The following is a 23061-nucleotide window of genomic DNA, read 5'->3' as shown; positions in this document are numbered from 1 at the left end:
GAACCTGCCCCCGACTTCCACACCCCGGACGCCTCGGATCGACTGGCGAGACCCGCCGCCGTCAGGCCAGGCCACGCAGCACGGCGTGCGGGGGCGCCTCGTCGCGCACGACCGCGACCAGGTCGAGCACCCGCCGGGTCGCGACGACGTCGTGCGCGCGGAAGACGGTCGCCCCCATCCACGCCGCGAGCGCCGTGGCCGCCAGGGTGCCCTCGAGGCGGTCGTCGGGGCCGAGCCCCAGCGTCTCCCCCACGAAGTCCTTGCGGCTGAGGGCCATGAGCAGCGGGTAGCCCAGCCCGGCGAGCACCTCCGTGCGGCGCAGCAGGTGCAGCGAGTGCCAGGTGTTCTTCCCGAAGTCGTGCGTCGGGTCCACCAGGACGGAGCGGGCCGGGACGCCGCACGCCACCGCGCGCGCGGCCGCCGCGCGCAGCGTCGCGACCGCGTCGTCGAGGACGCCGTCGCGCGGGTCGCCGCCCGCGCCCGGCGTCGGCGGGTACTCGACGCGGTACGGGTCGGTGCGCGGCACGGCCCCGCCCGTGTGCGAGCAGACGACGCCGACGCCCGCCGCACCCGCCACCTCGACGAGCTCGGGGTCATGGCCCGCCCAGGTGTCGTTGACCAGGTCCGCGCCCGCCGCGACCACCTCGCGGGCGACGCCGGCCCGCCACGTGTCGACCGACACGAGCAGGTCCGGGACCTGCTCGCGCAGCCGCGCGACGAACGGGACGACGCGGTCGATCTCCTCCGCCTCGTCGACCTCGGGGCCGACGCCGGCTCGCACGCCACCGACGTCGAGGATCTGCGCGCCGTCCTCCCAGGCCTGGTGGGCGGCCGCGAGCGCCGCGCCCTCGTCCGGCTGGCGGGCGGGGGCGTAGAACGAGTCGGTGGTGCGGTTGACGATCGCCATCACCACCGGCCGCAGCGCGCCGTCGGACCCGCGGCCGACCTCGCGCCCGCGCAGCACCAGCGGCGTCCCCGCGGGCGGCGGGGCCAGGTCCGTCACGAGCCGTCGGCGGTGGCGCGCGCCGCGAGCACGTGCCCGCGCTCGACGACGTACTGGACGGCCTCGGCGGGCGAGTCCGTCAGGTGCATGAGGTCGATGTCGTGTGCGCCGATCATGCCGCGGTCGGCGACGGCGGTGCGCAGCCAGTCGAGGAGGCCGCCCCAGTAGTCGGAGCCGACGAGCACGATGGGGAACTCGGTGACCTTGTGCGTCTGGACGAGGGTGAGCGCCTCGAACAGCTCGTCGAAGGTGCCGAACCCGCCCGGCAGCACGATGAATCCCTGCGCGTACTTGACGAACATCGTCTTGCGGGCGAAGAAGTACCGGAAGTTCACGCCGAGGTTGACGTGCTCGTTCATGCCCTGCTCGAACGGCAGCTCGATGCCGAGGCCGATGGACGTGCCGCCCGCCTTGTGCGCGCCGGCGTTCGCGGCCTCCATGATGCCGGGGCCGCCGCCCGTCATGACGGCGTACCCGGCCTCCGCGAGGAGGCGGCCGACCTCGACGGCCTGCGCATAGTCCGGGTGGTCGGGAGACGTGCGCGCCGAGCCGAAGACCGACACGGCCGGGCCCACCTCGGCGAGCGCGCCGAAGCCCTCGACGAACTCCGACTGGATCCGCATCACGCGCCACGGGTCGGAGTGCACCCAGTCGGAGTCTCCCCCGCCGGACAGGAGCCGCTGGTCGGTGGTCTGGGCGGGGATCTCCTTCCCGCGCAGGAGCACGGGCCCCTTGCGGTAGCCGCTGCCCTTCTGGGGCACGCCGTCGTCGCCGCGGCCGGTGCCCGGGCCAGGATGGTTGGTCGCTCGCGTCATGTCCCCGAGCCTAGGCGCCCAGCAGCCACGCGCGCAGGGCGTCGCGGCCGACCGCGAGGCGCGCGACGGGCAGCCGCTCGTCGTCCTTGTGCGCCAGCACCGGGTCGCCGGGACCGAAGTTCACCGCGGGGATGCCCAGCTCGGCGAACCGCGCCACGTCCGTCCAGCCGTACTTGGGCTTCGGCTCGGTACCCGTGGCGGCCTGGACCGCGGCCGCGAAGTCGGCCACCAGCGGGTCGTCGAGGCCCGGTCGGGCGCCCGGCGCGGCGTCGGTGACGACGACCTCGAACCCCTCGAACAGCTCGCGCACGTGCGCCTCCGCCCCCGCGACGTCCAGGGACGGCGCGAAGCGGTAGTTGACGGTGACGGTGCAGGCGTCGGGCACGACGTTGCCCGCGATGCCGCCGCGGATGCCGACCGCGCCCAGGCTCTCCCGGTACACCAGGCCGTCCACCTCGACCTCCCGCGCCTCGTACGCGGCCAGGCGGGCGAGCACCGGGGCCGCCGCGTGGATCGCGTTGACTCCCGCCCAGGCACGGGCCGAGTGCGCGGCGACGCCGTGGGTGCGGACCTCGACGCGCAGCGTGCCGTTGCAGCCGCCCTCGATGCCGTTGTTGCTGGACTCCCCGAGGATCGCGAAGTCCCCCGCGAGCGCCTCCGGGTGGTTGCGCACCAGGCGGCCCAGCCCGCTGAGGGACGCCTCGACCTCCTCGTGGTCGTAGAAGACGTAGGTGACGTCGTGCGCGGGCTCCGCGCCCGGGCGCCCGAGCTCCACGGCGAGGGCGAGGGCGATCGCCACGCCGCCCTTCATGTCCACCGTGCCGCGGCCCCACAGCTCCACGGTGCCGTCCGCCGCGGTCTCCCGCCGGGTCGGGAGGTTGGCGGGCTCGGTGAGCGGCACGGTGTCGAGGTGGCCGGCGATGATCACGCGCCGGTCGCGGCCGAGGGTCGTGCGCGCCACGAGCGCGTCGCCGTCGCGCAGCACCTCCAGGTGCGGCTGGGCGCGCAGCACGCGCTCCACGGCGTCGGCGAGCGCGGCCTCGTCGCCCGAGACCGACGGCACGTCGCACACCGCGGCCAGCAGGTCGACGAGGTCGGACGACGCGATCGTCGCCGGGTCGAGCAGGGTGTCCAGGAGTGTGTCGATCCGGGAGGCGGCGTGCAGGTCCAGGTGGGGGTCGGGCGAAGGCGCTGTGCGGTCCGTGGTCACGCGCACCATCGTGGCAGACGCGCCGACTACGCTGGCCGCATGACGACGCCTGCCTCCTCCCGCCCCGCCTGGGGCCTCGGTCTCGCCACGGTCGCCGACGACGGCACCACGCTCGACGTCTGGTACCCCGCCCCCGTGCTGGGCGCGCCGCCGGAGTCGGACGTCGACATCCCGGCCGAGCTCGACGCCCTCACCGAGCGGGACGACGCGCGCCGCGTGGACGTCGTCGTCGTGCGCACGGTGATCGACCTCGACGTCGCGCCGACGGACACCGCCGACGCGTACCTGCGCCTGCACCTGCTCTCGCACCGGCTGGTCGAGCCGCACGGCGTGAACCTGGACGGGCTGTTCGGCGTGCTGACCAACGTGGTGTGGACGTCGCACGGCCCGTGCGCCGTCGAGGGCTTCGAGGCCACCCGCCTGCGCCTGCGCGCCGACACCGGCCGCGCCGTCACCGTGTTCGGCGTCGACAAGTTCCCCCGCATGGTCGACTACGTCGTCCCCGCGGGCGTGCGGATCGCCGACGCCGACCGCGTGCGCCTGGGCGCGCACCTCGCCGCCGGAACCACGGTCATGCACGAGGGCTTCGTGAACTTCAACGCCGGCACGCTCGGCGCGTCGATGGTCGAGGGCCGCATCTCGGCGGGGGTCGTCGTGGGCGACGGGTCCGACGTCGGCGGCGGCGCGTCGATCATGGGCACGCTGTCCGGGGGCGGCAAGGAGGTCATCCGCGTGGGCGAGCGGTCCCTGCTGGGCGCCAACGCCGGCCTCGGCATCCCGCTGGGCGACGACTGCGTGGTCGAGGCCGGCCTCTACCTGACCGCCGGCACCAAGGTCACCGTGCTCGGCGAGATGGGCGCCGACGGCGACCCGCTCGTCGTCAAGGCCCGCGACCTGGCCGGCCGCGACAACCTGCTCTTCCGCCGCAACTCCCGCACCGGCACCGTCGAGGTGCTCGAGCGCGGTGGGGTCGGCATCGAGCTCAACGCCGCGCTGCACGCGAACTGACGGTGAGCCGGGCCCGACGTCGAAGGCGGCGCACGGCCGGGATCGCCGCGGCCGTCGGCGCCGTCCTCGTGGTCGGGGTCGGCGCGATCGCGGGCGTCGTGTGGTTCCTGGACCGCACGAGCCCGCCGGAGCCCGAGCGCTGCGCCGCCGCGCTGGACGGCACGTCCTGGTACCTCACGCCCGTGCAGGCCCAGAACGCCGCGCTGGTGGTCGGCACGTCCGTGCAGCGGGGCCTGCCCGGACGGGCCGCGACGATCGCGCTGGCGACCGCGCTGCAGGAGTCGCGCCTGGTGAACATCGACTACGGCGACCGGGACTCGCTCGGCCTGTTCCAGCAGCGCCCGTCGCAGGGCTGGGGCACGCCCGAGGAGATCATGGACCCCGTGTACTCGACCGGCGCCTTCTTCGACGGCCTCGTCGAGGTCCGGGGCTACCAGGACATGGAGGTCACCGACGCCGCCCAGGCCGTGCAACGCTCCGGGTTCCCGGAGGCGTACGCCCAGCACGAGACCCGGTCGCGCGCCTGGGCGTCCGCGCTCACCGGGCACTCCCCCGGCGCCGTCACGTGCACGCTCCCGCCCGTCGCCGAGACCGACGCCCCCACCGGCGACGCCGCCGTGGCCACCCTGACCGAGCTCGCGGCGCGCGACCTCGGCCTGCCCACCGACGCCGTGCGGGCGGGCGACGACGGCACCACGGTGCGCATCGACACGGCCGGCCTGCCGCTGAAGCAGAAGCTCTCGACGTGGGCCGTCGCGCACTGGGCGGTCGCGACGGCGTCGTCCACCGGCGCCGAGGAGGTCCGCGCCGGCCGGCAGGCCTGGAGCCGCGAGACCGGCGAGTGGGAGACAGCCCCGGGCGCCGCACACCCGCCCGCGGGCGCGGTCGTCGTCGTCCTCCCCGCCGGCTGACACGGTTCCCCGCAGTCCACCTCGCGGGCGGACACGGTTCCTGCACCAAGGCCGCGGAGCGAAAGGCCGCAGGACGAACGAGCCGAGGGAGCGGGATCTCGTGTCGCGAGGCTGGATGGGCCTGGCGGGAGGTCGCGAGGTGCGAGCGATCGGATGGACGCCTCGCGACACGAGATCCCGCTCCCTCGGCGGGCACTACCGGGACGCGACGGTCCCAAGGAAGGCGATCAGCGCTGCTCGAGCCCCACGTAGTCGCGCTCGGTGGGACCCGTGTAGACCTGCCGCGGGCGGCCGATCTTGGTCTGCGGGTCGTGCATCATCTCGCGCCACTGGGCGATCCAGCCCGGCATGCGGCCCAGCGCGAACAGCGGCGTGAACATGGCCGGCGAGAAGCCCATGGCCTTGTAGATGAGGCCGGTGTAGAAGTCGACGTTCGGGTACAGCTTGCGCTGCACGAAGTAGTCGTCGGACAGGGCGATCTCCTCGAGCCCGCGGGCGATGTCGAGGAGCTCGTCCTTGGCGCCGAGCTGGCCGAGCACGGCGTCGGCGTGCTTCTTGACGATCGCGGCGCGCGGGTCGTAGCTCTTGTAGACGCGGTGCCCGAAGCCCATGAGCCGGACGCCGTCCTCCTTGTTCTTGACCTTCTTCATGAAGGTCTCGACGGAGTCGTCGCCGCTGCGGATGCTCTCGAGCATCGTGAGCACGGCCTCGTTGGCGCCGCCGTGCGACGGGCCGGAGAGGGCGTTGATGCCGGCGGCGACGGACGCGTAGAGCGTCGCGTTCGACGAGCCGACGATGCGCACGGTGGACGTGGAGCAGTTCTGCTCGTGGTCGGCGTGCAGGATGAGCAGCTTGTCCATGGCGGACACGAGCACCGGGTCGGACTCCCACTGCTCGTACGGCCGCGAGAACGTCATGCGCAGGAAGTCGTCCACGTAGCCGCGGGCGTAGTCCGGGTACATGAGCGGCTCGTCGCGCGTCGCACGGTGCAGGTACGAGGTGATGGTGCGGATCTTCGCGAGGATCAGCACGGTGGCGAGCTCGACGGCCTCGGGGTCGTGCGGGTCGAGCGACTCCGGGTAGTACGTCGGGAGCGCGTTGACGGCCGACGCGAGGATCGACATCGGGTGTCCGCCGCGCGGGAACGACGAGAGGAACGCGCGGAAGCCCTCGGGCACGAGCGTGTGGCGGTTGACCCGCTCCTCGAACGCCGACAGCTCCGTCGCCGAGGGCAGCTCGCCGTGGATCAGCAGGTAGGCCACCTCGAGGAAGGTGGACGAGTCGGCGAGCTGCTCGATCGGGTACCCGCGGTAGCGCAGGATGCCCTGGTCGCCGTCGATGTACGTGATGGCCGACTCGCACGACGCGGTGTTGGTGAAGCCCGGGTCGACGGTGACCAGGCCGGTGTCCTTGAGCAGGGACGACACGACGATGCCGTCGTTGCCCTCCGTGGCCGGGACGACGGGCAGCTGCCGGGCGGTGCCGTCGACGACGAGCTCAACCGTGGCGGTGTCTCCCGTGGTGCCTGCGGCAGGCGTGGTGGACGTCATGTCTTCCTTCCGTGACGGGCCCACCGGCACCCGGCGACGGGGACGGAGAGCGCGTGACTCGTGACTCGGGGACGGGGGCGACCCGAGGTACGCCGGCCGCGTGTGTCCTCCAGGGTGACCGCGGCCTGCGGTCGAACCTACCCCTCAACACCAAGGTGTTCCAATCCCCTGCTCATCCCCTGCCATCCGGGCGGTCACGCGGATGTGATGCGGGACACAGCCTCTGCCACGGAGTCGTCGGGCGCGGTCAGCGCGACGCGCACGTGCCGCTCCCCCGCCGTCCCGTAGAACTCCCCGGGCCCGACGAGGATGCCGCGGCGGGCGAACCAGGCCGCGAGCTCCCGCGACGTCGCGCCGGCCGGCACCGGGTCCGCCGCCCCCGACGTCGCGCCGCCGGGCTCCCCCGCGGGGCGCGCCCACAGGTAGAGGCCGGCCTCGGACCCGTCGACGACGAACCCGGCGGCCTCGAGCGCGCCCAGCAGGGCCGCGCGGCGGCGGCGGTAGACCTCGCGCTGCGCGGCCACGTGCACGTCGTCGCCGAGCGCCGCGGTCATCGCCGCCTGGACCGGTGCCGGCACGATCATGCCGAGGTGCTTGCGCGTGGCCAGCAGACCCTCGACCAGGGCCGGGTCGCCGGCCACGAACGCGGCGCGGTACCCGGCCACGTTGGACTGCTTCGACAGCGAGTACGCCACGAGCAGGCCGTCGTGGCTGCCGCCGGTGACCCGCGGGTCGAGCAGGCTCGGCACGCGGGAGACCCCGCCCTCGCCCACCCAGGCGTCCGCCCACGGCAGCTCGGCGTAGCACTCGTCGCCCACGACGACGGCGCCGGTCGCGCGCGCGGCCTCCACCACGCGGCGCAGGTGCGCGACGTCGGCGACCTCGCCGGTCGGGTTGCCGGGCGAGTTGACCCACACCAGGCGCACGTCGTCGCGCCCGGCCCAGTCGTCGACGTCGTCCGTGGCCAGCGGCGTCGCGCCCGCCAGGCGCGCCCCGACGTCGTAGGTCGGGTACGCGACCGCCGGGTGCACCACGACGTCGCCCGGCCCCAGCCGCAGCAGCGACGGGAGCAGCCCGACGAGCTCCTTGGAGCCCACCGTGGGCAGCACGGCCGCCGGGTCGAGGTCGGGGACGCCGCGGCGCCGGGCGAACCAGTCCGCGACGGCCGCGCGCAGCGCGGGCGTGCCGTGCGTCAGCGGGTAGCCGTGGGCGTCCGACGCCGCGGCCAGCGCGTCGCGCACGACGGCGGGCGTCGGGTCGACGGGCGTGCCGATCGACAGGTCGACCACGCCGCCGGGGTGGGCGTGGGCCGTGGCCCGCACGTCCCCCAGCGTGTCCCAGGGGTAGGGCAGGTCGCTGAGGTCCGCGAAGCCCATCAGGCCTGGGGCGGCAGGGCGGAGATCATGGGGTCGTCCTTCTCGATGAGCCCCATCTTCGCGGCGCCGCCCGGGGAGCCCAGGTCGTCGAAGAACTCGACGTTGGCGCGGTAGTAGTCCTTCCACTGCTCGGGGACGTCGTCCTCGTAGTAGATGGCCTCGACCGGGCACACCGGCTCGCATGCACCGCAGTCCACGCACTCGTCCGGGTGGATGTAGAGCGACCGCGAGCCCTCGTAGATGCAGTCCACGGGACACTCCTCGATGCACGCCTTGTCCTTGACGTCGACGCACGGCTGAGCGATCACGTAGGTCACTGCGGGCTACCTTCCAGGTGACGAGGGCGCGCGCCGGAGAGCCGGGCGCCGGACCAACTCTAGTATCGCTGACGTGGTGCCTCCGCCGTCAGCCGTCCCACCAGCCGTACCGCCCCCCGGACCCCCGTCCGCGTGGCGCCGCCTGCCCGCGGGCACCCGCGTCGTCGTGCGGCGACGGCTGTCGGCCACGGAGGCCGCCGAGAGCGGCGCCCGGTGGGCCGACGTCGTGGGGATTCTCACGGCCGCCGGGCCCGACGGCGTGCGTGTGCTCCCCGACCGGTCCCCCGGCCTGGCGGAGGTCTCCGTCGCCGCAGCCGACGTCGAGGCCGTGAAGCCGATCCCGCCGCGGCGGGCGCGGCGCGGCCGGCCCGAGGACGACTGAGCCACGCAGGACCCGACGTCGACCCGCGTCAGCGCGGCGCGCGCACCCGGACCGCGTCGTCGTCGACGCCCACCACGACGGTTCCGGTCGTGCAGCGCGAGACGAGGTCGTCCACCGCGGCGGGCGTCCAGCCGCCGGTCAGCGGCACGCGCTCCTCGGCGCCGTTGCGCCGCTCACGGCCCGCGCGGAGCTCGCGGACGTCGTCGGCGGCATGGAAGACGTCGTGCAGCGACCCGTTCGTCTCCAGCGCCCCGATCACGACCTCGAGGTCGCGCACCGCCTTGCGCAGCGCGGGCGCGACCCACGCGGCGTTCTCGGTGACCATCGCCTCGGTGCGGCCGGGGTCGGTGAGCGCGACCCGCGTGCCGTCCCGGAAGCTGCCCGCCGCGAGGCCGAGCGCCAGGTCGCGCACGGGGGCGCCCGCCACGGCGTTGAGGAGCTGGGTGGCCAGCACGTGCGGCACGTGGCTGATCAGGGCGGCCGCCTCGTCGTGCCGGTCGTCGGTGACGACCGCCGCGGTGCCGCCCAGCGGCCCCGTCACCAGGCGCAGCACCTGCTCCAGGCGCGCCGGCTCGTGCGCCGCGGCGGCGCCCGGCTCGGCCACGGTGACCGCCCAGGGCGCGCCGTCGAGCAGACCGGCGTCCGACGCGGCGAACCCGCTCTGCTCGGTGCCGGCCATCGGGTGGGCGCCCACGTACCGGTCGCCCAGGCCCGCCGCCCGCACCGCGGCGCGCACCGGGCCCTTGACGCTGCCGACGTCCGTGAGCGTCGCGTCGCCGCCGGCCAGCAGCGGCGCCAGCTCCGCCGCCGCCGCGCGGACGGCCCGCAGCGGCACGGCCAGCACCACCAGGTCCGGGCCGGCCGCGCAGAGGTCCGCGAGGTCGTCCGCGACGCGCAGACCCACCGCCCGGGCGTCCGCACGGGTACCAGGGTCGACGTCGGTCGCGACGACGTCGACGCCGCGCGCGGCGAGCAGCCGGGTCAGCGACCCGCCGACGAGCCCCAGGCCCACCACCGCGACCGTGCCGACGGGGCCGCGGGTCACCACAGCAGGCCCCGGGCGAGCGTCTCGTCCGCGTCCTGCTGCAGCACGCTGCCCGTCGGCACGTGGTCGGGCAGGACGCCGTCCAGCCCGGGCCCGCCCGGCGACACCGGGAACGCCCCGAGCACCTTGAGCGAGTCGCCCGCGCCGAGGAGCGCCTCGAGCAGGTCGCGCACGCGCGGCTCCCACGGGGCGCCGTCGAGCGTCACGACGAACACGTACTGGCTCTCACGCACCTTCAGCGGGCGCTCGACGAGGCTCGTCATGTTGACGCCGCGCGCCGCGAACTCGCCCGTGACGCGCGCGAGCACGCCCGGCCCCGTCACGACCGGCGTCATCGCGAGCATCGTGCGCCATGCGCCACCGGCGGCCTCACCACCCTCCGCGCGCACCGGGGCCCACGCGGCGGGCGCGTCGTCGCGCCGGCACAGCACGAGGAAGCGGGTCCGCGCGCCGCCGAAGTCCTCCACCCCCGTGGCGAGGGTCTCCAGCCCGTACAGCTCCCCGCACAGCCGCGGGCCGAAGGCGACCTGATGGTCGGCGAGGTCGCGGCAGGCGGCCGCGTTGGACGACGCCGGCACGGGCAGCAGGCCCCGCTCGGTGACGAACCGCGTGCACTGCGCCAGGCCGTGCGGGTGCGCGGTCGCCTCGCGCAGGCCGGCGCCGTCGGCGTGCCCGGGCCGGACGAACGCGTCGAACGAGACGTCCAGCACCACCTCGTCGACGGCCACGACGTCGGGGCTGCCCACCAGAGCGTCGAGCGACGGCACGACGTACCCCTCGACCGAGCTCTCGATCGCGACGACCCCGCGGTCCGCGGCCCCCGACGCGACGGCGTCGTGCACCGCGCGCACCGTCGCGAGGGGCTCGAGGGCCACGTCCTCGGCCTGGTCCCGTGCCGCAGAGCCCGCGCCCCCGGCCCAGCGGCGCGCCGCCTCGTGGGTGAACGTGCCCTCCGGGCCCAGGTACGCGACCCTCATGCCCCGGCCTGCCCGCCCTCGACCCAGCGCGGGTCCAGCGGGACGGGCCCCGGCACGAAGCCCTCGCCCGGCAGCACCGCGAGCGTACGGTGCGCGACGCCGCGGCCGTCCAGCTCGGCGACGAGGCCGTCCAGGACGTCGACGGACGGGCAGCGGAACGAGGTGAAGAACACGTGGGGCCCGCGGGCGGACACGTGGCTGCGCAGGTGCTGCAGGTCCACGCCCGCGGCCGACAGCACGGCCAGCGTGTGCTGCAGCGACCCGCGGTGGTCGTCCGACGGCCCGACGGCGAGCCACACCTGGGCGGGCTCGTCGAACCGCGGCCACGCGGCGCGCGCCTCCAGCAGCCCGTACCAGACCGGCAGGCGGCCGGCGAGCCGCTCGCTGCCGGGCACCTCGGCCCAGCCGGCGGGCACCCGCGACCGCTCGACGACGATCGAGCCCGACGCCCCGGCGAGCGCGACCCGCTCGTCGACCGACGTCCGCGTGGGCACCAGGCGGGGGCTCACGCCCATGCCACGCAGCAGGTCCTGGCAGTCGCGCATCCCGGCCTCGTCGATGACGACCTGGCCGCCCGACGCGCCCGCCGGGGCCACCCACACCCACTGCGGCGCGACGGCGACCGCCGCCGTGACGATGAGCGACGGGTCGCCCGCGAGGATCGCCTCCTCGAGCGCCGGCGACGGCTGCTCCGGGTGGCCCAGGTGCACCACCGCGGCGAGGTCGTCGATCGTCGCCACCGTGGCGAGCGTGTCGGACGTCGTGCCGAGGTCGAGCAGCTCGAGCGACTCGTCCGCCACGGCCGCGACCACCGCCGAGCCGGCGGCGACCCCCGACCATCCCGCGTCGTGCGCCGCCTGCGCGGCGTGCGCCGGGGACTCGCGTTCCGAGCGTCCGAGCATCAGTCCTCCTTGGCCTTGCTGTCGCTGTCGTCCGTGCTCCCGCCGCCGCCGTCGCCCTGGTCGTCCTTGGGCTGGCGGTCCTGGTCCCGGTCGGCCTTCGGCTGGTCGCACACCACCGGGTTGTCCGGCTTGTACGTCCAGGTCTTCGACTCGTCCTTGACCTGCTTGCCGTCGAGGTACACCTTGCGGTAGTCGGTGATCGTGAAGCCGTCGCTGCCGCCCGGGTACGGCTCGCACGACGCGCCGGAGCTGTGCACCGGGGTGGCCTGCACGATGTTGCGCTTGTCGCCCGTCCCGGGCTTCACCGTGTAGTACTTCGTGGACCAGATCGCGACGTGCACGCGCCCGCCCGACACCCACGACTGCATGACCGCGCCGTACGGGGTGTCGTTGGTGAACTTCATGTCGATCGCGCCCACGTAGATGGTGGCCTCGCGCCCGGCCGGGTAGCGGTCGAACCAGTAGCTGTGCGGCTGGTGGCCCGCGTCGTCGTACCCGGCGTGGTACGCCGCGTTGTACGTGGTGGTGGCCATCTGGGACAGCCCGCCGCCGATGGCGTCGGTGTGCACGCCGTTGCTGATGACGCCCGACTGCACGTACCCGTTGGCCGCCGTCACGGGCGACAGGGTGTCGAGCAGGGAGAACGTCTCGCCCGGGGCGACGAGCGTGCCCGTGACGAGCTGCGCACCGCGGATCAGGTTCCGGGTGCGGACGCTGTCGCTGGTCAGGGGCGTGGAGAACTCGGAGACGACCTCCTTCACGCCCATCTCCTCGAGGCCCTCCTTGGTGCGCTCCGGGTCGCGCTCGACGAGCTTCAGCTGCGTGGTGCGCGAGTCCCCCAGAGCGGCCTTGCCGACGGCCTTCGCCGCGGCGTCCGGGTCCAGGGACGTGCCCTGGGCGCCGCCCTCGACCACGGGCTTGCCGCCCGAGAACACGAAGTGCGCGTCGTCCGGCTCCGTGAGCAGCCCGTCGGTGCCCTCGACGACCGCCGAGACGATCTTGTCGCCGTCGAACTTCGCGGTGAGCGAGCCGTCGGCCGCCTTGAACGAGGTCGCCTTCGCGAGCGTCTTCGGGCTCAGCTCCGCGGTCTGGTCGCCGACCTCCACCTCGACGGGGCCGCTCACGACCTGCTCCGCCTCGGCCAGGGCCGCGTCGGTCTCCTCCTGCGTGATCGCCGGGTCGACCGTCTTGGTGGGGAGCTCGACCGGGCCCGAGGTGACCAGCCACGCGTCCGCGACGGTGTCGACCGCCGCGTCGACCTGCACGCTGGAGCCCTCCTCGGCCTTCGTCGCGACCGCCTTGGCACCCTTGAATCCGACGGTGCCGTCCACGGGCTCGACCTGCAGCGACTCCTCCAGCCCCGAGAGCGCCTCGGTCAGCGCCGAGCGTCGGACGTCGACCGCCGGGGCGACCTCGTCCCCGCCCACCAGGTGCTCCCACAGGTGCGCCGGGCCCAGCGAGAACCCGGTGAGGTCCTCGACCGTCGCGTCGGCGTCGAAGGACAGGCCCGCGTCGGCCGGGTCGACCGTGCTCGAGGCGTCGCCCGCCTGGACGGTGATCGGCTCGGCCGCGCGCGGGCCGAGGCCTGCGTCCAGCGCCGCCACCGCGGCGGCGGTGTCCATGCCGCCGATGTCGACGCCCGCCACGGTCGTGCCCTTGGCCACCGACCCCGCGACCGCCGCCTGCGCGCCCACGTACAGGCCCGCCACGACGACGAGGCCGACGCCCGCCCACAGCGCCACCTTGGGCGCGCGGCTGGGGGCGCCGTCGCCGGCGAGGCCGTCGAGCGGGGAGCCCGACGCCGGGCCCTCGGGCCCGCCGGTCCCGCCCGCGCCGCCGGGGCCGACACGTCCACCGGGGCCGACAGGTCCACCGGGGCCGACAGGTCCGGCCGGACCGCCGGGCGCGGCCGGACCGCCGGGCGCGGCGAAGGCCGCGGCCGCCCCGAACGCCGCCGGGGCGGCGGACGCGGACACCGCGGGCAGCGCCTGGGTGGGTGCGCCCGTCGAGGGGGCGGCGACGGTCGCGATCACGCGCTGCTCGTACAGGCGCACGCGCGGCTGGTACGGCTCGTCGGGCTCCTCCTCCGCCACCGGCGGCGTCGCAGGCTGCGCCGTCGCGGGCTGCGGCGTCGCCGGCGCCGGTGCCGGCGCCGGTGCGCTCGGCGCGAGGCCCGCCGGGGCGGGAGCAGTCGGCGCGGAGGTGATCAGGGTCGGCGGCGCCGCCGGGTTCGTCGCCGTCATGTCGGCCCCGGAGTCGGGACGCGCGGGCTCGGCGGGTGCGGATCCGTGGCTCGCCGGATCGCGCTCGGTCGGGTGACCCATGCAGAGGCTCCGTCGGGGTGGAGGTGCGGGGACGACGCCCCGGGAGGACAGGTGGGCGCGGGCCGGACCCGCGTGGAGGATCCTACTCGCGGGGCCTCGCCCGACCTCGCCGCAGTTCGGGTGAAACCGCCAATTCGGGCACGAGTTCCCACACGTTCGTCACGCGCGGCATGGTGCCGCGCACGGGACGGTCACACCCGTCCGCTCAGCCCCGGCGGTCGGTGAACCAGGACCGGGGCAGGAAGGCCGCGACGAGGAACGCGACGAGGCCCCCGTAGGTCCACACGAGCCCGACGGCCTGCGCCGGCACCAGCACGTCCCCGCCCGGCCCCGCGACCGACAGCACCTGCACCGCGACCACCCAGCCGGCGCCCGCGGCGAGCAGCGTGCCGAGGCCCGCCCACGCACGGCACAGCATCGCCGTCGACAGGGTGATGGCGAGGGCCAGGACGATGCCGACCGGCAGGTCGTGCCACTGGGTGCGGTGGGCGACGGTGCCGAGCACGCCGACGGCGGCGCCGAGGGCGAGCGCGAGCACGACGCGGGCGGCGGTCGCCCACCAGCGGCCGGTGCGGGCCGGGGCGGTCGAGTGCTCGGGCGTGGTCATCGCGCCGAGCCTACCGGCGCGGACGCCAGGTACGTCTCGTGGGCGAGCACGGGGGCGAGCACGTCGTTGCTCAGCGCGTACCAGCCGAGCAGGGCGGGGTCGCCCGTCGGCCCCGTCGGCCCCGTCGGCCCCGTCGGCCCCGCCGGCCCGGCCGTCGCGTGCTGCACCTGCGTCGCGTGCGCCCGCATCGCCCCGAGCACCCGGTCGAGCACGGGCGCCACCGCGACGGTGCGGACGTCGCCGGCGGCGAGCTCCTCGTCGTGCCGGGCGAGCGGCGGCAGGTCCCCGTCGGGGTCGGGGAAGGTGAGCCCGGCCCGGTCCGCGAGGGCCCGCGCGTCCGGGTCCGCGGCCAGCGCCCTGCGCGACGCCCGCAGCTCCGCCGACGGCGTCATCGCCTGCCACAGCTCGGCCTGTGCCCACGCCTCGCCCGGGACGGGCGCGGCAGGGTCCGCCGCGAGCTCGAGCGCGCGGACGGCGACGTCGTGCGTGCGCACGTGGTCGGGGTGACCGTAGCCGCCCCGCGCCTCGTAGGTCGCGACGACGTCCGGCCGGTGCGCCCGGACCAGGGCCGCGAGCCGCGCCGCGGCGTCGTCGAGCGCGACGCGCGCGAACGCCGTCGGCGGCGCGTCGTCGGCCGGGCCGGCGATGCCGGGCGCGACCCAGGACATCCCGGAGTCCTCGAACCGCGTGTCAGACGCCGGGTGCGCCCCGGTGCCCGGGGCGTCTGACAGGTCGACCGCGTCGAGGAAGGCGTGGGCGACGGCGCCCGGCGCGCCGCCGAGGGCTGCCAGCGCCGCGGCCAGCTCGGTCTCGCGGTGGGCGGCGAGCGCGGGCCCGTCGCCCTCCAGGCGGGCCAGGCCCGTGGGGTGCGACGGCGTGTCGATGACCTCGCCGCGCTCGCCGCGCGTGCAGGTCACCACCGTGACCGGCCGCCCGGCGGCCGCCCACGACGCGATCAGCGCACCGGTCGCGAGGGTCTCGTCGTCCGGGTGCGCGTGCACCGCGAGCAGCCCCACGGGCGTCGCCGGTCCGTCAGGCGCGCTTGGCGCGGGCGACCGCGCGGGCGCGCGCCGTCGCGTCGAGCTCCACCTTGCGGATGCGCACGACCTCCGGCGTCACCTCGACGCACTCGTCCTCGCGCGCGAACTCGAGGGACTCCTCGAGCGTGAGGTGGCGCGGCGGGATGAGGTTCTCGAAGTTGTCCGCGGTCGAGGACCGCATGTTCGTCAGCTTCTTCTCCTTGGTGATGTTGACGTCCATGTCCTCGTTGCGGGAGTTCTCGCCGACGATCATGCCCTCGTAGACCTCCTGCGTGGGGTCGACGAAGAACGAGCCGCGCTCCTGCAGGTTGATCATGGCGAACGGCGTCACCTTGCCGGCGCGGTCGGCGACGAGCGAGCCCGTGTTGCGCGACTCGATCGGGCCGTTCCACGGCTCGAAGCCCTCGGAGATGGAGGCCGCGATGCCGGTGCCGCGCGTCTCCGTGAGGAACTGGGTGCGGAAGCCGATGAGGCCGCGCGCCGGGACCATGAACTCCATGCGCACCCAGCCGGTGCCGTGGTTGCTCATCGTCTCCATGCGGCCCTTGCGCTGCGCGAGGAGCTGCGTGACGGCGCCGAGGTACTCCTCGGGCACGTCGATGGTCATGCGCTCCATCGGCTCGTGGCGCTTGCCGTCGACCTGCTTGGTGACGACCTGCGGCTTGCCGACGGTGAGCTCGAAGCCCTCGCGGCGCATCTGCTCGACGAGGATCGCCAGGGCGAGCTCGCCGCGGCCCTGCACCTCCCACGCGTCGGGTCGCTCGGTCGGCAGGACCTTGAGCGACACGTTGCCGATGAGCTCCGCGTCGAGGCGGTCCTTGACCTGGCGGGCGGTGACCTTGTGGCCCTTGCCGCCCTTGCCGGCCAGCGGCGAGGTGTTGATGCCGATGGTCATCGAGATCGCCGGGTCGTCCACCGTGATGAGCGGCAGCGGGCGCGGGTCGTCGACGTCGGTGAGCGTCTCGCCGATCATGATGTCGGCGATGCCCGCGACGGCCACGATCTCGCCCGGGCCGGCGGACTCGGTGGGGACGCGGTCGAGCGCCTTGGTCTCGAGAAGCTCGGTGATGCGCACGCTCGTGAGGGTGCCGTCGTGGCGCGCCCAGGCGACGGTCTGGCCCTTGCGCAGGGTGCCGTTGAAGATGCGCAGCAGCGCGAGGCGGCCGAGGAACGGCGACGCGTCGAGGTTGGTGACGTGCGCCTGCAGCGGCATCTCGGCGTCGAACGTCGGGGCCGGGATCTTCTCGAGGATGGTGGCGAACAGCGGCTCGAGGTCCTCGTTGGCGGGCAGCGAGCCGTCCGCGGGCTGGTCGACCGACGCGCGGCCCGCCTTGGCCGACGCGTACACGACGGGCACGTCGAGGATCGCGTCGAGGTCGAGGTCGGGCACCTCGTCGGACAGGTCGCTCGCGAGGCCGAGCAGCAGGTCGGTGGTCTCCCCCACGACCTCGGTGATGCGCGCGTCGGGGCGGTCCACCTTGTTCACGACGACGATGACGGGCAGCTTCGCGGCCAGCGCCTTGCGCAGCACGAAGCGGGTCTGGGGCAGCGGCCCCTCCGACGCGTCCACGAGGAGCACGACGCCGTCGACCATCGACAGGCCGCGCTCGACCTCGCCGCCGAAGTCGGCGTGACCCGGGGTGTCGATGACGTTGATGGTGATGCCGCCGGGCTCGCCGACGCTCGCGGCTGCCGGGCCGGCGTACCGGACCGCGGTGTTCTTCGCGAGGATCGTGATGCCCTTCTCCCGCTCCAGGTCGCCGGAGTCCATCACGCGGTCGTCCACGTGCTGGTGGGCGGAGAAGGCGCCTGCCTGGCGCAGCATGGCGTCCACGAGGGTCGTCTTGCCGTGGTCGACGTGGGCGACGATCGCCACGTTGCGCAGGTCTGAGCGCACAGACATCGAGGGTCTCTTTTCCTGGGGAGGGAGGTGTGACCCGCGATCGGGCCCCGACCATCTTACCTGCCGCGCGAACCCGCTCGCGGATGGTCCTCCTCACCCTGCCCGACGACCCACGCTCAGCCCCCCGGGGCCCCGTCGTCGCCCCGCTCCTGGTCGGCTCCGCCGCCAGGCGGCCTCGCGTCGCGGCGCCGGGGCACGCGCAGCCGGAGGGCGCCGGGGGCCGACGGCAGCACGTTCTCCCAGCGTCCGGCCAAGGTGGTCGCCACCTTCTCGGTGACGTGCTCGGTCAGCTCGGCGCGCGCGGCCCGCCGCTCGGAGCGCACGATCGCCCGGTGCTCGGCGCTCAGCTCGCGCACGATCGAGACGGCCATGCCGATGAGCACCAGGGAGAAGGGCAGCGCGATGAGGATCGCGGCGGTCTGCAGCGCCTGGAGCCCGCCCGACAGCAGCAGCGCGATCGCGACCAGCCCCTGCAGCGCCGCCCAGAACAGCCGGCTCCACAGCGGCGGGTTCGGGTTGCCGCCGTGGGCGAGCATGTCGACGACGAACGACCCCGAGTCCGACGACGTGACGAAGAAGATCACCACGAGGACGATCCCCGCGACGGCGAGCCAGGTGCCGGCGCCCGGCAGGCTGTCGAAGAGCTGGAACATCGCCGTGTCCGTGTTCACACCGCCGGTCGCCGGGTCGAGCATGCTGCCCGGCTCCGTCATCTCCTGGTGCAGCCCGGCGCCGCCGAACACGCTGAACCAGATCGTCGTCACCAGCATCGGGACCGCGAGGGTGCCGAGCACGAACTCCCGGACCGTGCGCCCGCGGGAGATGCGGGCGATGAACACGCCGACGAACGGCGCCCACGACATCCACCAGCCCCAGTAGAAGATCGTCCAGCTCGACTCCCACGCGAGCCCCTCGTCCCCGCGGAAGGCGAGCGTGTCGAACGTCATCTGGACCACGTTCGCGAAGTAGTACCCGAACGACTGGACCCAGCTGCGCAGCAGGAACAGGGTGGGGCCGAGCACGAGGACGACGGCGAGCACCACGCCCGCCAGCATCATGTTGCCGTTGGACAGCCACTTGATCCCGCGCGAGAGGCCGGACGCCACCGAGAACCCGGCGATGGCGGTGATCACGGCGATCAGGCCGATCTCGAGACCCACCGACGGCTCGACCACCTCCAGGTAGCCCAGCCCGTGAGCCACCTGGAGCACGCCGAGGCCGAGCGACGTCGCGACGCCGAACACCGTGCCGATGATGGCCACGACGTCGATGACGTGCCCCCACGCCCCCTTGACCCGGTCGCCGAGGAGCGGCTCCAGCGCCCAGCGGATCGACACGGGCCGCCCCTTGCGGTGGATCGCGTACGCCAGCGCCAGCCCCGCCACCACGTAGATCGCCCACGCGTGGATGCCCCAGTGCACGTACGTCTGGCTGATCGCCGCCTGCGCGAGCGCGGCGTCGTCCCCGGTGACCCCCGGCTTCGGCTCGACCAGGTGGGACAGCGGCTCAGAGACCCCGTAGTAGACGAGGCCGATGCCCATCCCCGTGGCGAACAGCATCGAGAACCACACCGGCAGCTTGAAGTCCGGGGCCTCGTCGTCGGGGCCCAGCACGATGTCGCCGAAGCGGCTCAGCCCCATCCAGATCGCGAAGACCACGAATGCGGCCACCAGGAGCACGTAGTACCAGCCGAAGGCGCCGATCACCTCGGTCTGCAGGGAGTTCATGACCGCCGTCGTGGCGTCGGTGGCGACCACCGCCAGGAGGACGAACAGCAGGATGATGCCCGCAGCCGGGTAGAACACCCCTCGTGACAGCGTCGACGCCCGTGCCATGTCCCTCACCTTGACGCCGCGCGGGGGGCCCGGCAAACGGTGGAGGGGCCGCCCGGCTGCGCCGGGGGCCCCTCCACCGAGATGGTGCTTCTCGTCAGCCCGCGATCGCGGACCCCTCCAGCCCGGCGCCCGGGATGGCGGCGAGCAGGTCGCGCGTGTACTGCTCGCGCGGGTTGTCGAACACCTCGTCGGTGGTCGCCTGCTCCACGACCTTGCCGGTCTGCATCACGACGACCTGGTCCGCGATCTGGCGGACCACCGCGAGGTCGTGCGTGATGAACAGGTACGACAGGCCCAGCTCCGACTGCAGGGTGCCCAGCAGGTCGAGGATCTGCGCCTGGACCAGCACGTCGAGGGCCGAGACGGCCTCGTCGAGCACGATCACCTCGGGGCGCAGGGCGAGCGCGCGCGCGATGGCGATGCGCTGGCGCTGGCCGCCGGAGAGCTCGTTCGGGAACCGGCGCATCGCCGACTGGGGCAGGGCCACCATGTCGAGCAGCTCCCGCACCCGCTTCTCACGCTCCTTCTTGGAGCCCACCTTGTGCAGGACGAGCGGCTCCTCGATCGAGCGGAAGATCGAGTACGTCGGGTCGAGCGAGCCGTACGGGTTCTGGAACACCGGCTGGATCCGGCGGCGGAACGCGAACGCCTCCTTGGTGGAGTGCGTCGCGATGTCCTGGCCGTCGAACTCCACGCTGCCCGAGGTGATGTCGAGCAGGCCGAGCACCATGTTCGCGGCCGTCGACTTGCCGGAGCCCGACTCCCCCACCAGCGCGAGCGTGTGCCCGCGCTTGAGGGTGAAGCTCACGTCGTCGACGGCCTTGAACTCCGTCGCCGACCCCGGCCGGCTGCCGCGGATGGTGAACACCTTGGTGAGGTTGCGCGCCACGACGATGTCCGTCGGGCCCGCGGCCTTCGCCCCGGCGCGGGGCACCGTGGCGTCGAGGTCCGGGGCCAGCAGGTCGTCGGACTCCTCGCCGGCCTCGCGCGCCACCTGGATGCGGCGGGACGCGAGCGACGGCGCCGAGGCGACCAGGCGCTTCGTGTACGGGTGCTGCGGGTCGGCGAGGATCTGCCGGGCCGGGCCCGACTCGACCACGCGGCCCTTGAACATCACCACGAGGTGCTCGGCGCGCTCAGCGGCCAGGCCCAGGTCGTGCGTGATGAACAGGACGGCGGTGCCGAGCTCCTGCGTGAGGACCTCGAGGTGGTCGAGGATCTGCCGCTGCACGGTCACGTCGAGCGCCGACGTCGGCTCGTCCGCGATGAGGAGCTTCGGCCGCGAGGCCAGCCCGATCGCGATGAGCGAGCGCTGGCGCATGCCGCCGGAGAACTCGTGCGGGAACTGGCGCGCCCGCCGCGCGGCGTCGGGCAGGCCGGCCTCCTGGAGCAGGCCCGCGACGCGGTCCTTGCGCTCCTTCTTGCCGCCCTCGAAGCCGTTCGCCTTGAGGGCCTCCTCGATCTGGGTGCCGATGCGCCACACCGGGTTGAGGTTCGACATCGGGTCCTGCGGGACGAGGCCGATGTCGCGGCCGCGCATCGCCTCGATCTCCGTGCGGGGCAGCCCGACGATCTCGCGACCGTCGAACATGATGCTGCCGCCCGTAACCTTGCCGGTCCCCGGGAGCAGGTCGATCACGGCGTGCGCCGTGGTCGACTTGCCGGAGCCCGACTCGCCCACGATCGCGACCGACTGGCCCGGGTAGACGGTGATGTCGGCGCCGCGCACGGCGTGCACGTCACCCTCGGCGGTGGTGAAGGTGACCTGCAGGTCGCGGATCGCGAGCAGCGGCTTGTCGGTCCCGGCCTCATAGGTCGAGCCGTCGCCCCCACCGGCGGGCAGGTTGCCGTTCGTCACTGGGAACTGTGTCGTCATCGCTTCCGTGCCTTCGGGTCGAGGGCGTCGCGCACGACGTCGCCCATCATGATGAAGCCGAGCACCGTGAGGGCGAGGCCGCCGGCCGGGTAGAAGAGGATCTCCGGGGCCACGCGGATGGACTTCTGCGCCATGCTGATGTCGCCGCCCCACGAGACGGTGCTGGGCGGCAGGCCGATGCCGAGGAAGCTCAGCGTCGCCTCCGCGACGATGAAGGTGCCCAGCGCGACCGTCGCGTACACGATGATCGGGGCCGCCGAGTTGGGCAGCACGTGCTGGAGCAGGATCCTGCCGCGGCCCATGCCGAGAGAGCGGGCGGCCGTGACGAACTCGTTGTTCTTCACGGACATCACGGTGCCGCGCGTGATGCGGGCGATGGACGTCCAGCCGAACGCCGCGAGCACGAACGCCACGGTGAAGCTGGTGCGGTTGGTGGTGACCGACATGAAGACGATGGCGGCCAGCACCAGCGGGATCGCGAAGAAGATGTCGGTGATGCGCGACAGCACGGCGTCGAACCAACCGCCGTAGTAGCCGGCGACGGCGCCCATGGCGGTGCCGAGGATGACCACCATCACGGTCGACATGACGCCCACGAGCACCGAGGCCCGCGCGCCGTAGATCGTGCGGGAGTAGATGTCGCAGCCCTGCTTGTCGAAGCCGAACGGGTGCCCGGGCTCGGGGCCGGCGAGCGACTTGGACAGCACGCAGTCGAACCGCGGGTGGATGCTGGTGAACAGACCCGGGAAGGCCGCCACGAGCACCACGAGCAGGATGATCGCGGCCGACACCCAGAACAGGGGCCGGCGGCGCATGTCCCGCCACGCCTCGCGCCACAGGCCCGAGGGGGCCGCGTCGGTCTTGACCGCGTCGACGGCGCCGAGGCCGCCCTCGTCCACCTCGGCGGCGAAGTGCTCCTGCCCGGGACGGGGTCGCCGTCCGCCGGGCACGGTCTCGAAACGGTTCTCAGGCATAACGGATCCTCGGGTCGAGGGCGGCGTAGAGGAGGTCGACGAGCAGATTCGCGAGGATGTACACGAGGACCAGCACGGTGGTGATCGCCACGACCGTGACGTTCTCGCCGCGGATGATCGCCTGGTACAGCGTGCCGCCGACGCCCTTGATGTTGAAGATGCCCTCGGTGACGATCGCCCCGGCCATGAGGTTGCCCAGGTCGGCGCCGAGGAAGGTCACCACGGGGATGAGCGAGTTGCGCAGCACGTGGCGGCCGGTGACCTGCGAGCGGCGCAGGCCCTTCGCACGCGCGGTGCGCACGTAGTCGGCGCTGAGGTTCTCGCCGACGGACGTGCGGGTCAGCCGCAGCACGTACGCGAACGACGTCGCCGCCAGCACGACCGCGGGTAAGAACAGCTCGTACAGGCCTGGATCGTTGCCGACGCTGACGGGGAACCACCCCAGCTTCACGCCGAAGACGAACTGCATGACGAAGCCGATGACGAACGTCGGCACGGCGATGACCACGAGGCTGATGACCAGCACGGTCGCGTCGAAGAAGCCGCCCTTGCGCATCCCGGCGATGAGGCCGAAGAAGATGCCGAAGACGCCCTCGAGGATGAGGGCCATGATGGCGAGCTGGAAGGTGATGGGGAACGCCTGCGCCATCACGTCCGTGATCTCACGACCACGGAAGTCCACCCCGAAGTTCAGCGTGAACACGCCACGCAGGAACAGCAGGTACTGGACGATGAACGGCTTGTCGAGGTTGTACTCCGCGCGGATCTGCTCCTGCACCGCCTCGGGGAGCCCACGCTCCCCGCCGAGGCCGGCCACGGGGTCACCGGGCCGCAGGAACACCATCGCGTACAGCAGGAGGGTCGCCCCCAGGAACACAGGGATCATCTGCAAGAGCCTGCGTCCGAGATACCAGAGCATGTGTCTATTCTCCTCGTTCGCTCCGGGGATCCCCCGGGCTACGGGTCGTTGTCCGGCCGTCGTTGCCCGGACAGGCTCGGGGGCGGG

The 23061-nt window shown here is 73.9% G+C and carries 20 protein-coding genes; 3 read left to right on the top strand and 17 right to left on the bottom strand.

What is annotated here, in order from left to right; translation table 11 throughout:
* Positions 1-61: 61 nt before the first annotated feature.
* The 3 genes from folP to dapE are packed head-to-tail and all read right to left on the bottom strand — an operon-like array spanning position 62 to position 3037.
* Complete coding sequence (gene folP, locus ACFWDO_RS00320; RefSeq protein WP_380317918.1) at positions 62-1003, bottom strand: dihydropteroate synthase; 942 nt, start codon at positions 1001-1003, stop codon at positions 62-64.
* Positions 1000-1818, bottom strand: coding sequence for a TIGR00730 family Rossman fold protein (locus tag ACFWDO_RS00315; protein ID WP_380317915.1), 819 nt, complete (start codon positions 1816-1818; stop codon positions 1000-1002). Before ACFWDO_RS00315 ends, folP begins: the two co-directional genes overlap by 4 nt.
* Positions 1819-1828: 10 nt before the next feature.
* A complete protein-coding gene (dapE, locus tag ACFWDO_RS00310; RefSeq protein ID WP_380317912.1) occupies positions 1829-3037 on the bottom strand; it encodes a succinyl-diaminopimelate desuccinylase in 1209 nt (402 codons plus the stop codon).
* A gap of 30 nt (positions 3038-3067) precedes the next feature.
* On the opposite strand from dapE, the gene dapD reads away from it, so the two are divergent.
* Both dapD and ACFWDO_RS00300 read left to right on the top strand, forming a co-directional pair.
* On the top strand, positions 3068-4036 hold the full coding sequence (gene dapD / locus ACFWDO_RS00305; protein ID WP_380317909.1) for a 2,3,4,5-tetrahydropyridine-2,6-dicarboxylate N-succinyltransferase: 969 nt from the start codon (positions 3068-3070) through the stop codon (positions 4034-4036).
* Between the two features lie 2 nt (positions 4037-4038).
* Positions 4039-4947 carry a hypothetical protein gene (locus ACFWDO_RS00300; protein WP_380317906.1) on the top strand — a complete coding sequence of 303 codons (909 nt, stop codon included), beginning with the start codon at positions 4039-4041 and terminating at the stop codon, positions 4945-4947.
* A 227-nt stretch (positions 4948-5174) separates the two neighbouring features.
* Here ACFWDO_RS00300 and ACFWDO_RS00295 read toward each other — a convergent pair whose 3' ends face one another.
* From ACFWDO_RS00295 to fdxA, 3 genes are all read right to left on the bottom strand, one after another.
* Positions 5175-6497 carry a citrate synthase gene (locus ACFWDO_RS00295; protein WP_380317903.1) on the bottom strand — a complete coding sequence of 441 codons (1323 nt, stop codon included), beginning with the start codon at positions 6495-6497 and terminating at the stop codon, positions 5175-5177.
* Between the two features lie 194 nt (positions 6498-6691).
* Positions 6692-7873, bottom strand: a complete 1182-nt coding sequence (gene dapC / locus ACFWDO_RS00290; protein ID WP_380317900.1) for a succinyldiaminopimelate transaminase — start codon at positions 7871-7873, stop codon at positions 6692-6694.
* Positions 7873-8190, bottom strand: a complete 318-nt coding sequence (fdxA, locus tag ACFWDO_RS00285; protein WP_079573027.1) for a ferredoxin — start codon at positions 8188-8190, stop codon at positions 7873-7875. Before fdxA ends, dapC begins: the two co-directional genes overlap by 1 nt.
* A 73-nt stretch (positions 8191-8263) precedes the next feature.
* Between fdxA and ACFWDO_RS00280 the strand changes: the two genes are divergently transcribed.
* Complete coding sequence (locus ACFWDO_RS00280) at positions 8264-8572, top strand: hypothetical protein (RefSeq protein ID WP_380317896.1); 309 nt, start codon at positions 8264-8266, stop codon at positions 8570-8572.
* A 28-nt stretch (positions 8573-8600) separates the two neighbouring features.
* On the opposite strand, the gene ACFWDO_RS00275 is transcribed toward ACFWDO_RS00280, so the two are convergent.
* The 11 genes from ACFWDO_RS00275 to ACFWDO_RS00225 all read right to left on the bottom strand — a co-directional run bounded on the left by ACFWDO_RS00275 (position 8601) and on the right by ACFWDO_RS00225 (position 22974).
* Positions 8601-9617 (bottom strand): prephenate dehydrogenase, encoded by a 1017-nt coding sequence (locus ACFWDO_RS00275; RefSeq protein WP_380317893.1) that lies wholly within the window; start codon positions 9615-9617, stop codon positions 8601-8603.
* Positions 9614-10594: a prephenate dehydratase gene (locus ACFWDO_RS00270; protein WP_380317890.1), complete on the bottom strand. Its 981-nt coding sequence runs from the start codon at positions 10592-10594 to the stop codon at positions 9614-9616. Before ACFWDO_RS00270 ends, ACFWDO_RS00275 begins: the two co-directional genes overlap by 4 nt.
* The gene (locus ACFWDO_RS00265) at positions 10591-11496 is read right to left on the bottom strand and encodes a hypothetical protein (protein ID WP_380317887.1); all 906 of its coding nucleotides are present in this window, start codon (positions 11494-11496) and stop codon (positions 10591-10593) included. The genes ACFWDO_RS00270 and ACFWDO_RS00265 overlap by 4 nt, the downstream gene beginning before the upstream one ends.
* Positions 11496-13820 carry a VanW family protein gene (locus ACFWDO_RS00260; protein ID WP_380317884.1) on the bottom strand — a complete coding sequence of 775 codons (2325 nt, stop codon included), beginning with the start codon at positions 13818-13820 and terminating at the stop codon, positions 11496-11498. Before ACFWDO_RS00260 ends, ACFWDO_RS00265 begins: the two co-directional genes overlap by 1 nt.
* A gap of 205 nt (positions 13821-14025) precedes the next feature.
* Complete coding sequence (locus ACFWDO_RS00255; RefSeq protein ID WP_380317881.1) at positions 14026-14427, bottom strand: DUF6113 family protein; 402 nt, start codon at positions 14425-14427, stop codon at positions 14026-14028.
* Positions 14424-15443: a PIG-L family deacetylase gene (locus ACFWDO_RS00250; protein WP_380317878.1), complete on the bottom strand. Its 1020-nt coding sequence runs from the start codon at positions 15441-15443 to the stop codon at positions 14424-14426. Before ACFWDO_RS00250 ends, ACFWDO_RS00255 begins: the two co-directional genes overlap by 4 nt.
* Positions 15444-15459: 16 nt before the next feature.
* The gene (gene typA / locus ACFWDO_RS00245; protein ID WP_380317875.1) at positions 15460-17370 is read right to left on the bottom strand and encodes a translational GTPase TypA; all 1911 of its coding nucleotides are present in this window, start codon (positions 17368-17370) and stop codon (positions 15460-15462) included.
* Positions 17371-17486: 116 nt separating this feature from the next.
* On the bottom strand, positions 17487-19205 hold the full coding sequence (locus tag ACFWDO_RS00240; protein WP_380317872.1) for a BCCT family transporter: 1719 nt from the start codon (positions 19203-19205) through the stop codon (positions 17487-17489).
* Positions 19206-19299: 94 nt separating this feature from the next.
* Positions 19300-21081 (bottom strand): dipeptide ABC transporter ATP-binding protein, encoded by a 1782-nt coding sequence (locus ACFWDO_RS00235; protein ID WP_380326860.1) that lies wholly within the window; start codon positions 21079-21081, stop codon positions 19300-19302.
* Positions 21078-22055 carry an ABC transporter permease gene (locus tag ACFWDO_RS00230; protein WP_380326857.1) on the bottom strand — a complete coding sequence of 326 codons (978 nt, stop codon included), beginning with the start codon at positions 22053-22055 and terminating at the stop codon, positions 21078-21080. The genes ACFWDO_RS00235 and ACFWDO_RS00230 overlap by 4 nt, the downstream gene beginning before the upstream one ends.
* Positions 22048-22974 (bottom strand): ABC transporter permease, encoded by a 927-nt coding sequence (locus ACFWDO_RS00225; protein ID WP_380326854.1) that lies wholly within the window; start codon positions 22972-22974, stop codon positions 22048-22050. The genes ACFWDO_RS00230 and ACFWDO_RS00225 overlap by 8 nt, the downstream gene beginning before the upstream one ends.
* Between the last annotated feature and the right edge of the window lie 87 nt (positions 22975-23061).

This window comes from Isoptericola sp. NPDC060185 (assembly GCF_042728595.1).
Classification (GTDB): Bacteria; Actinomycetota; Actinomycetes; order Actinomycetales; family Cellulomonadaceae; genus Isoptericola.
This window is presented reverse-complemented; position numbering and strand designations above follow the sequence as displayed.

Coding starts and splice junctions, on each gene's coding strand:
- ACFWDO_RS00235 (WP_380326860.1), bottom strand. CDS start 21,081: ATGACGACACAGTTCCCAGTGACGAACGGCAACCTGCCCGCCGGTGGG.
- ACFWDO_RS00270 (WP_380317890.1), bottom strand. CDS start 10,594: ATGAGGGTCGCGTACCTGGGCCCGGAGGGCACGTTCACCCACGAGGCG.
- ACFWDO_RS00225 (WP_380326854.1), bottom strand. CDS start 22,974: ATGCTCTGGTATCTCGGACGCAGGCTCTTGCAGATGATCCCTGTGTTC.
- dapC (WP_380317900.1), bottom strand. CDS start 7,873: ATGGGCTTCGCGGACCTCAGCGACCTGCCCTACCCCTGGGACACGCTG.
- ACFWDO_RS00315 (WP_380317915.1), bottom strand. CDS start 1,818: ATGACGCGAGCGACCAACCATCCTGGCCCGGGCACCGGCCGCGGCGAC.
- ACFWDO_RS00260 (WP_380317884.1), bottom strand. CDS start 13,820: ATGGGTCACCCGACCGAGCGCGATCCGGCGAGCCACGGATCCGCACCC.
- ACFWDO_RS00295 (WP_380317903.1), bottom strand. CDS start 6,497: ATGACGTCCACCACGCCTGCCGCAGGCACCACGGGAGACACCGCCACG.
- ACFWDO_RS00240 (WP_380317872.1), bottom strand. CDS start 19,205: ATGGCACGGGCGTCGACGCTGTCACGAGGGGTGTTCTACCCGGCTGCG.
- ACFWDO_RS00230 (WP_380326857.1), bottom strand. CDS start 22,055: ATGCCTGAGAACCGTTTCGAGACCGTGCCCGGCGGACGGCGACCCCGT.
- ACFWDO_RS00255 (WP_380317881.1), bottom strand. CDS start 14,427: ATGACCACGCCCGAGCACTCGACCGCCCCGGCCCGCACCGGCCGCTGG.
- typA (WP_380317875.1), bottom strand. CDS start 17,370: ATGTCTGTGCGCTCAGACCTGCGCAACGTGGCGATCGTCGCCCACGTC.
- ACFWDO_RS00265 (WP_380317887.1), bottom strand. CDS start 11,496: ATGCTCGGACGCTCGGAACGCGAGTCCCCGGCGCACGCCGCGCAGGCG.
- dapD (WP_380317909.1), top strand. CDS start 3,068: ATGACGACGCCTGCCTCCTCCCGCCCCGCCTGGGGCCTCGGTCTCGCC.
- dapE (WP_380317912.1), bottom strand. CDS start 3,037: ATGGTGCGCGTGACCACGGACCGCACAGCGCCTTCGCCCGACCCCCAC.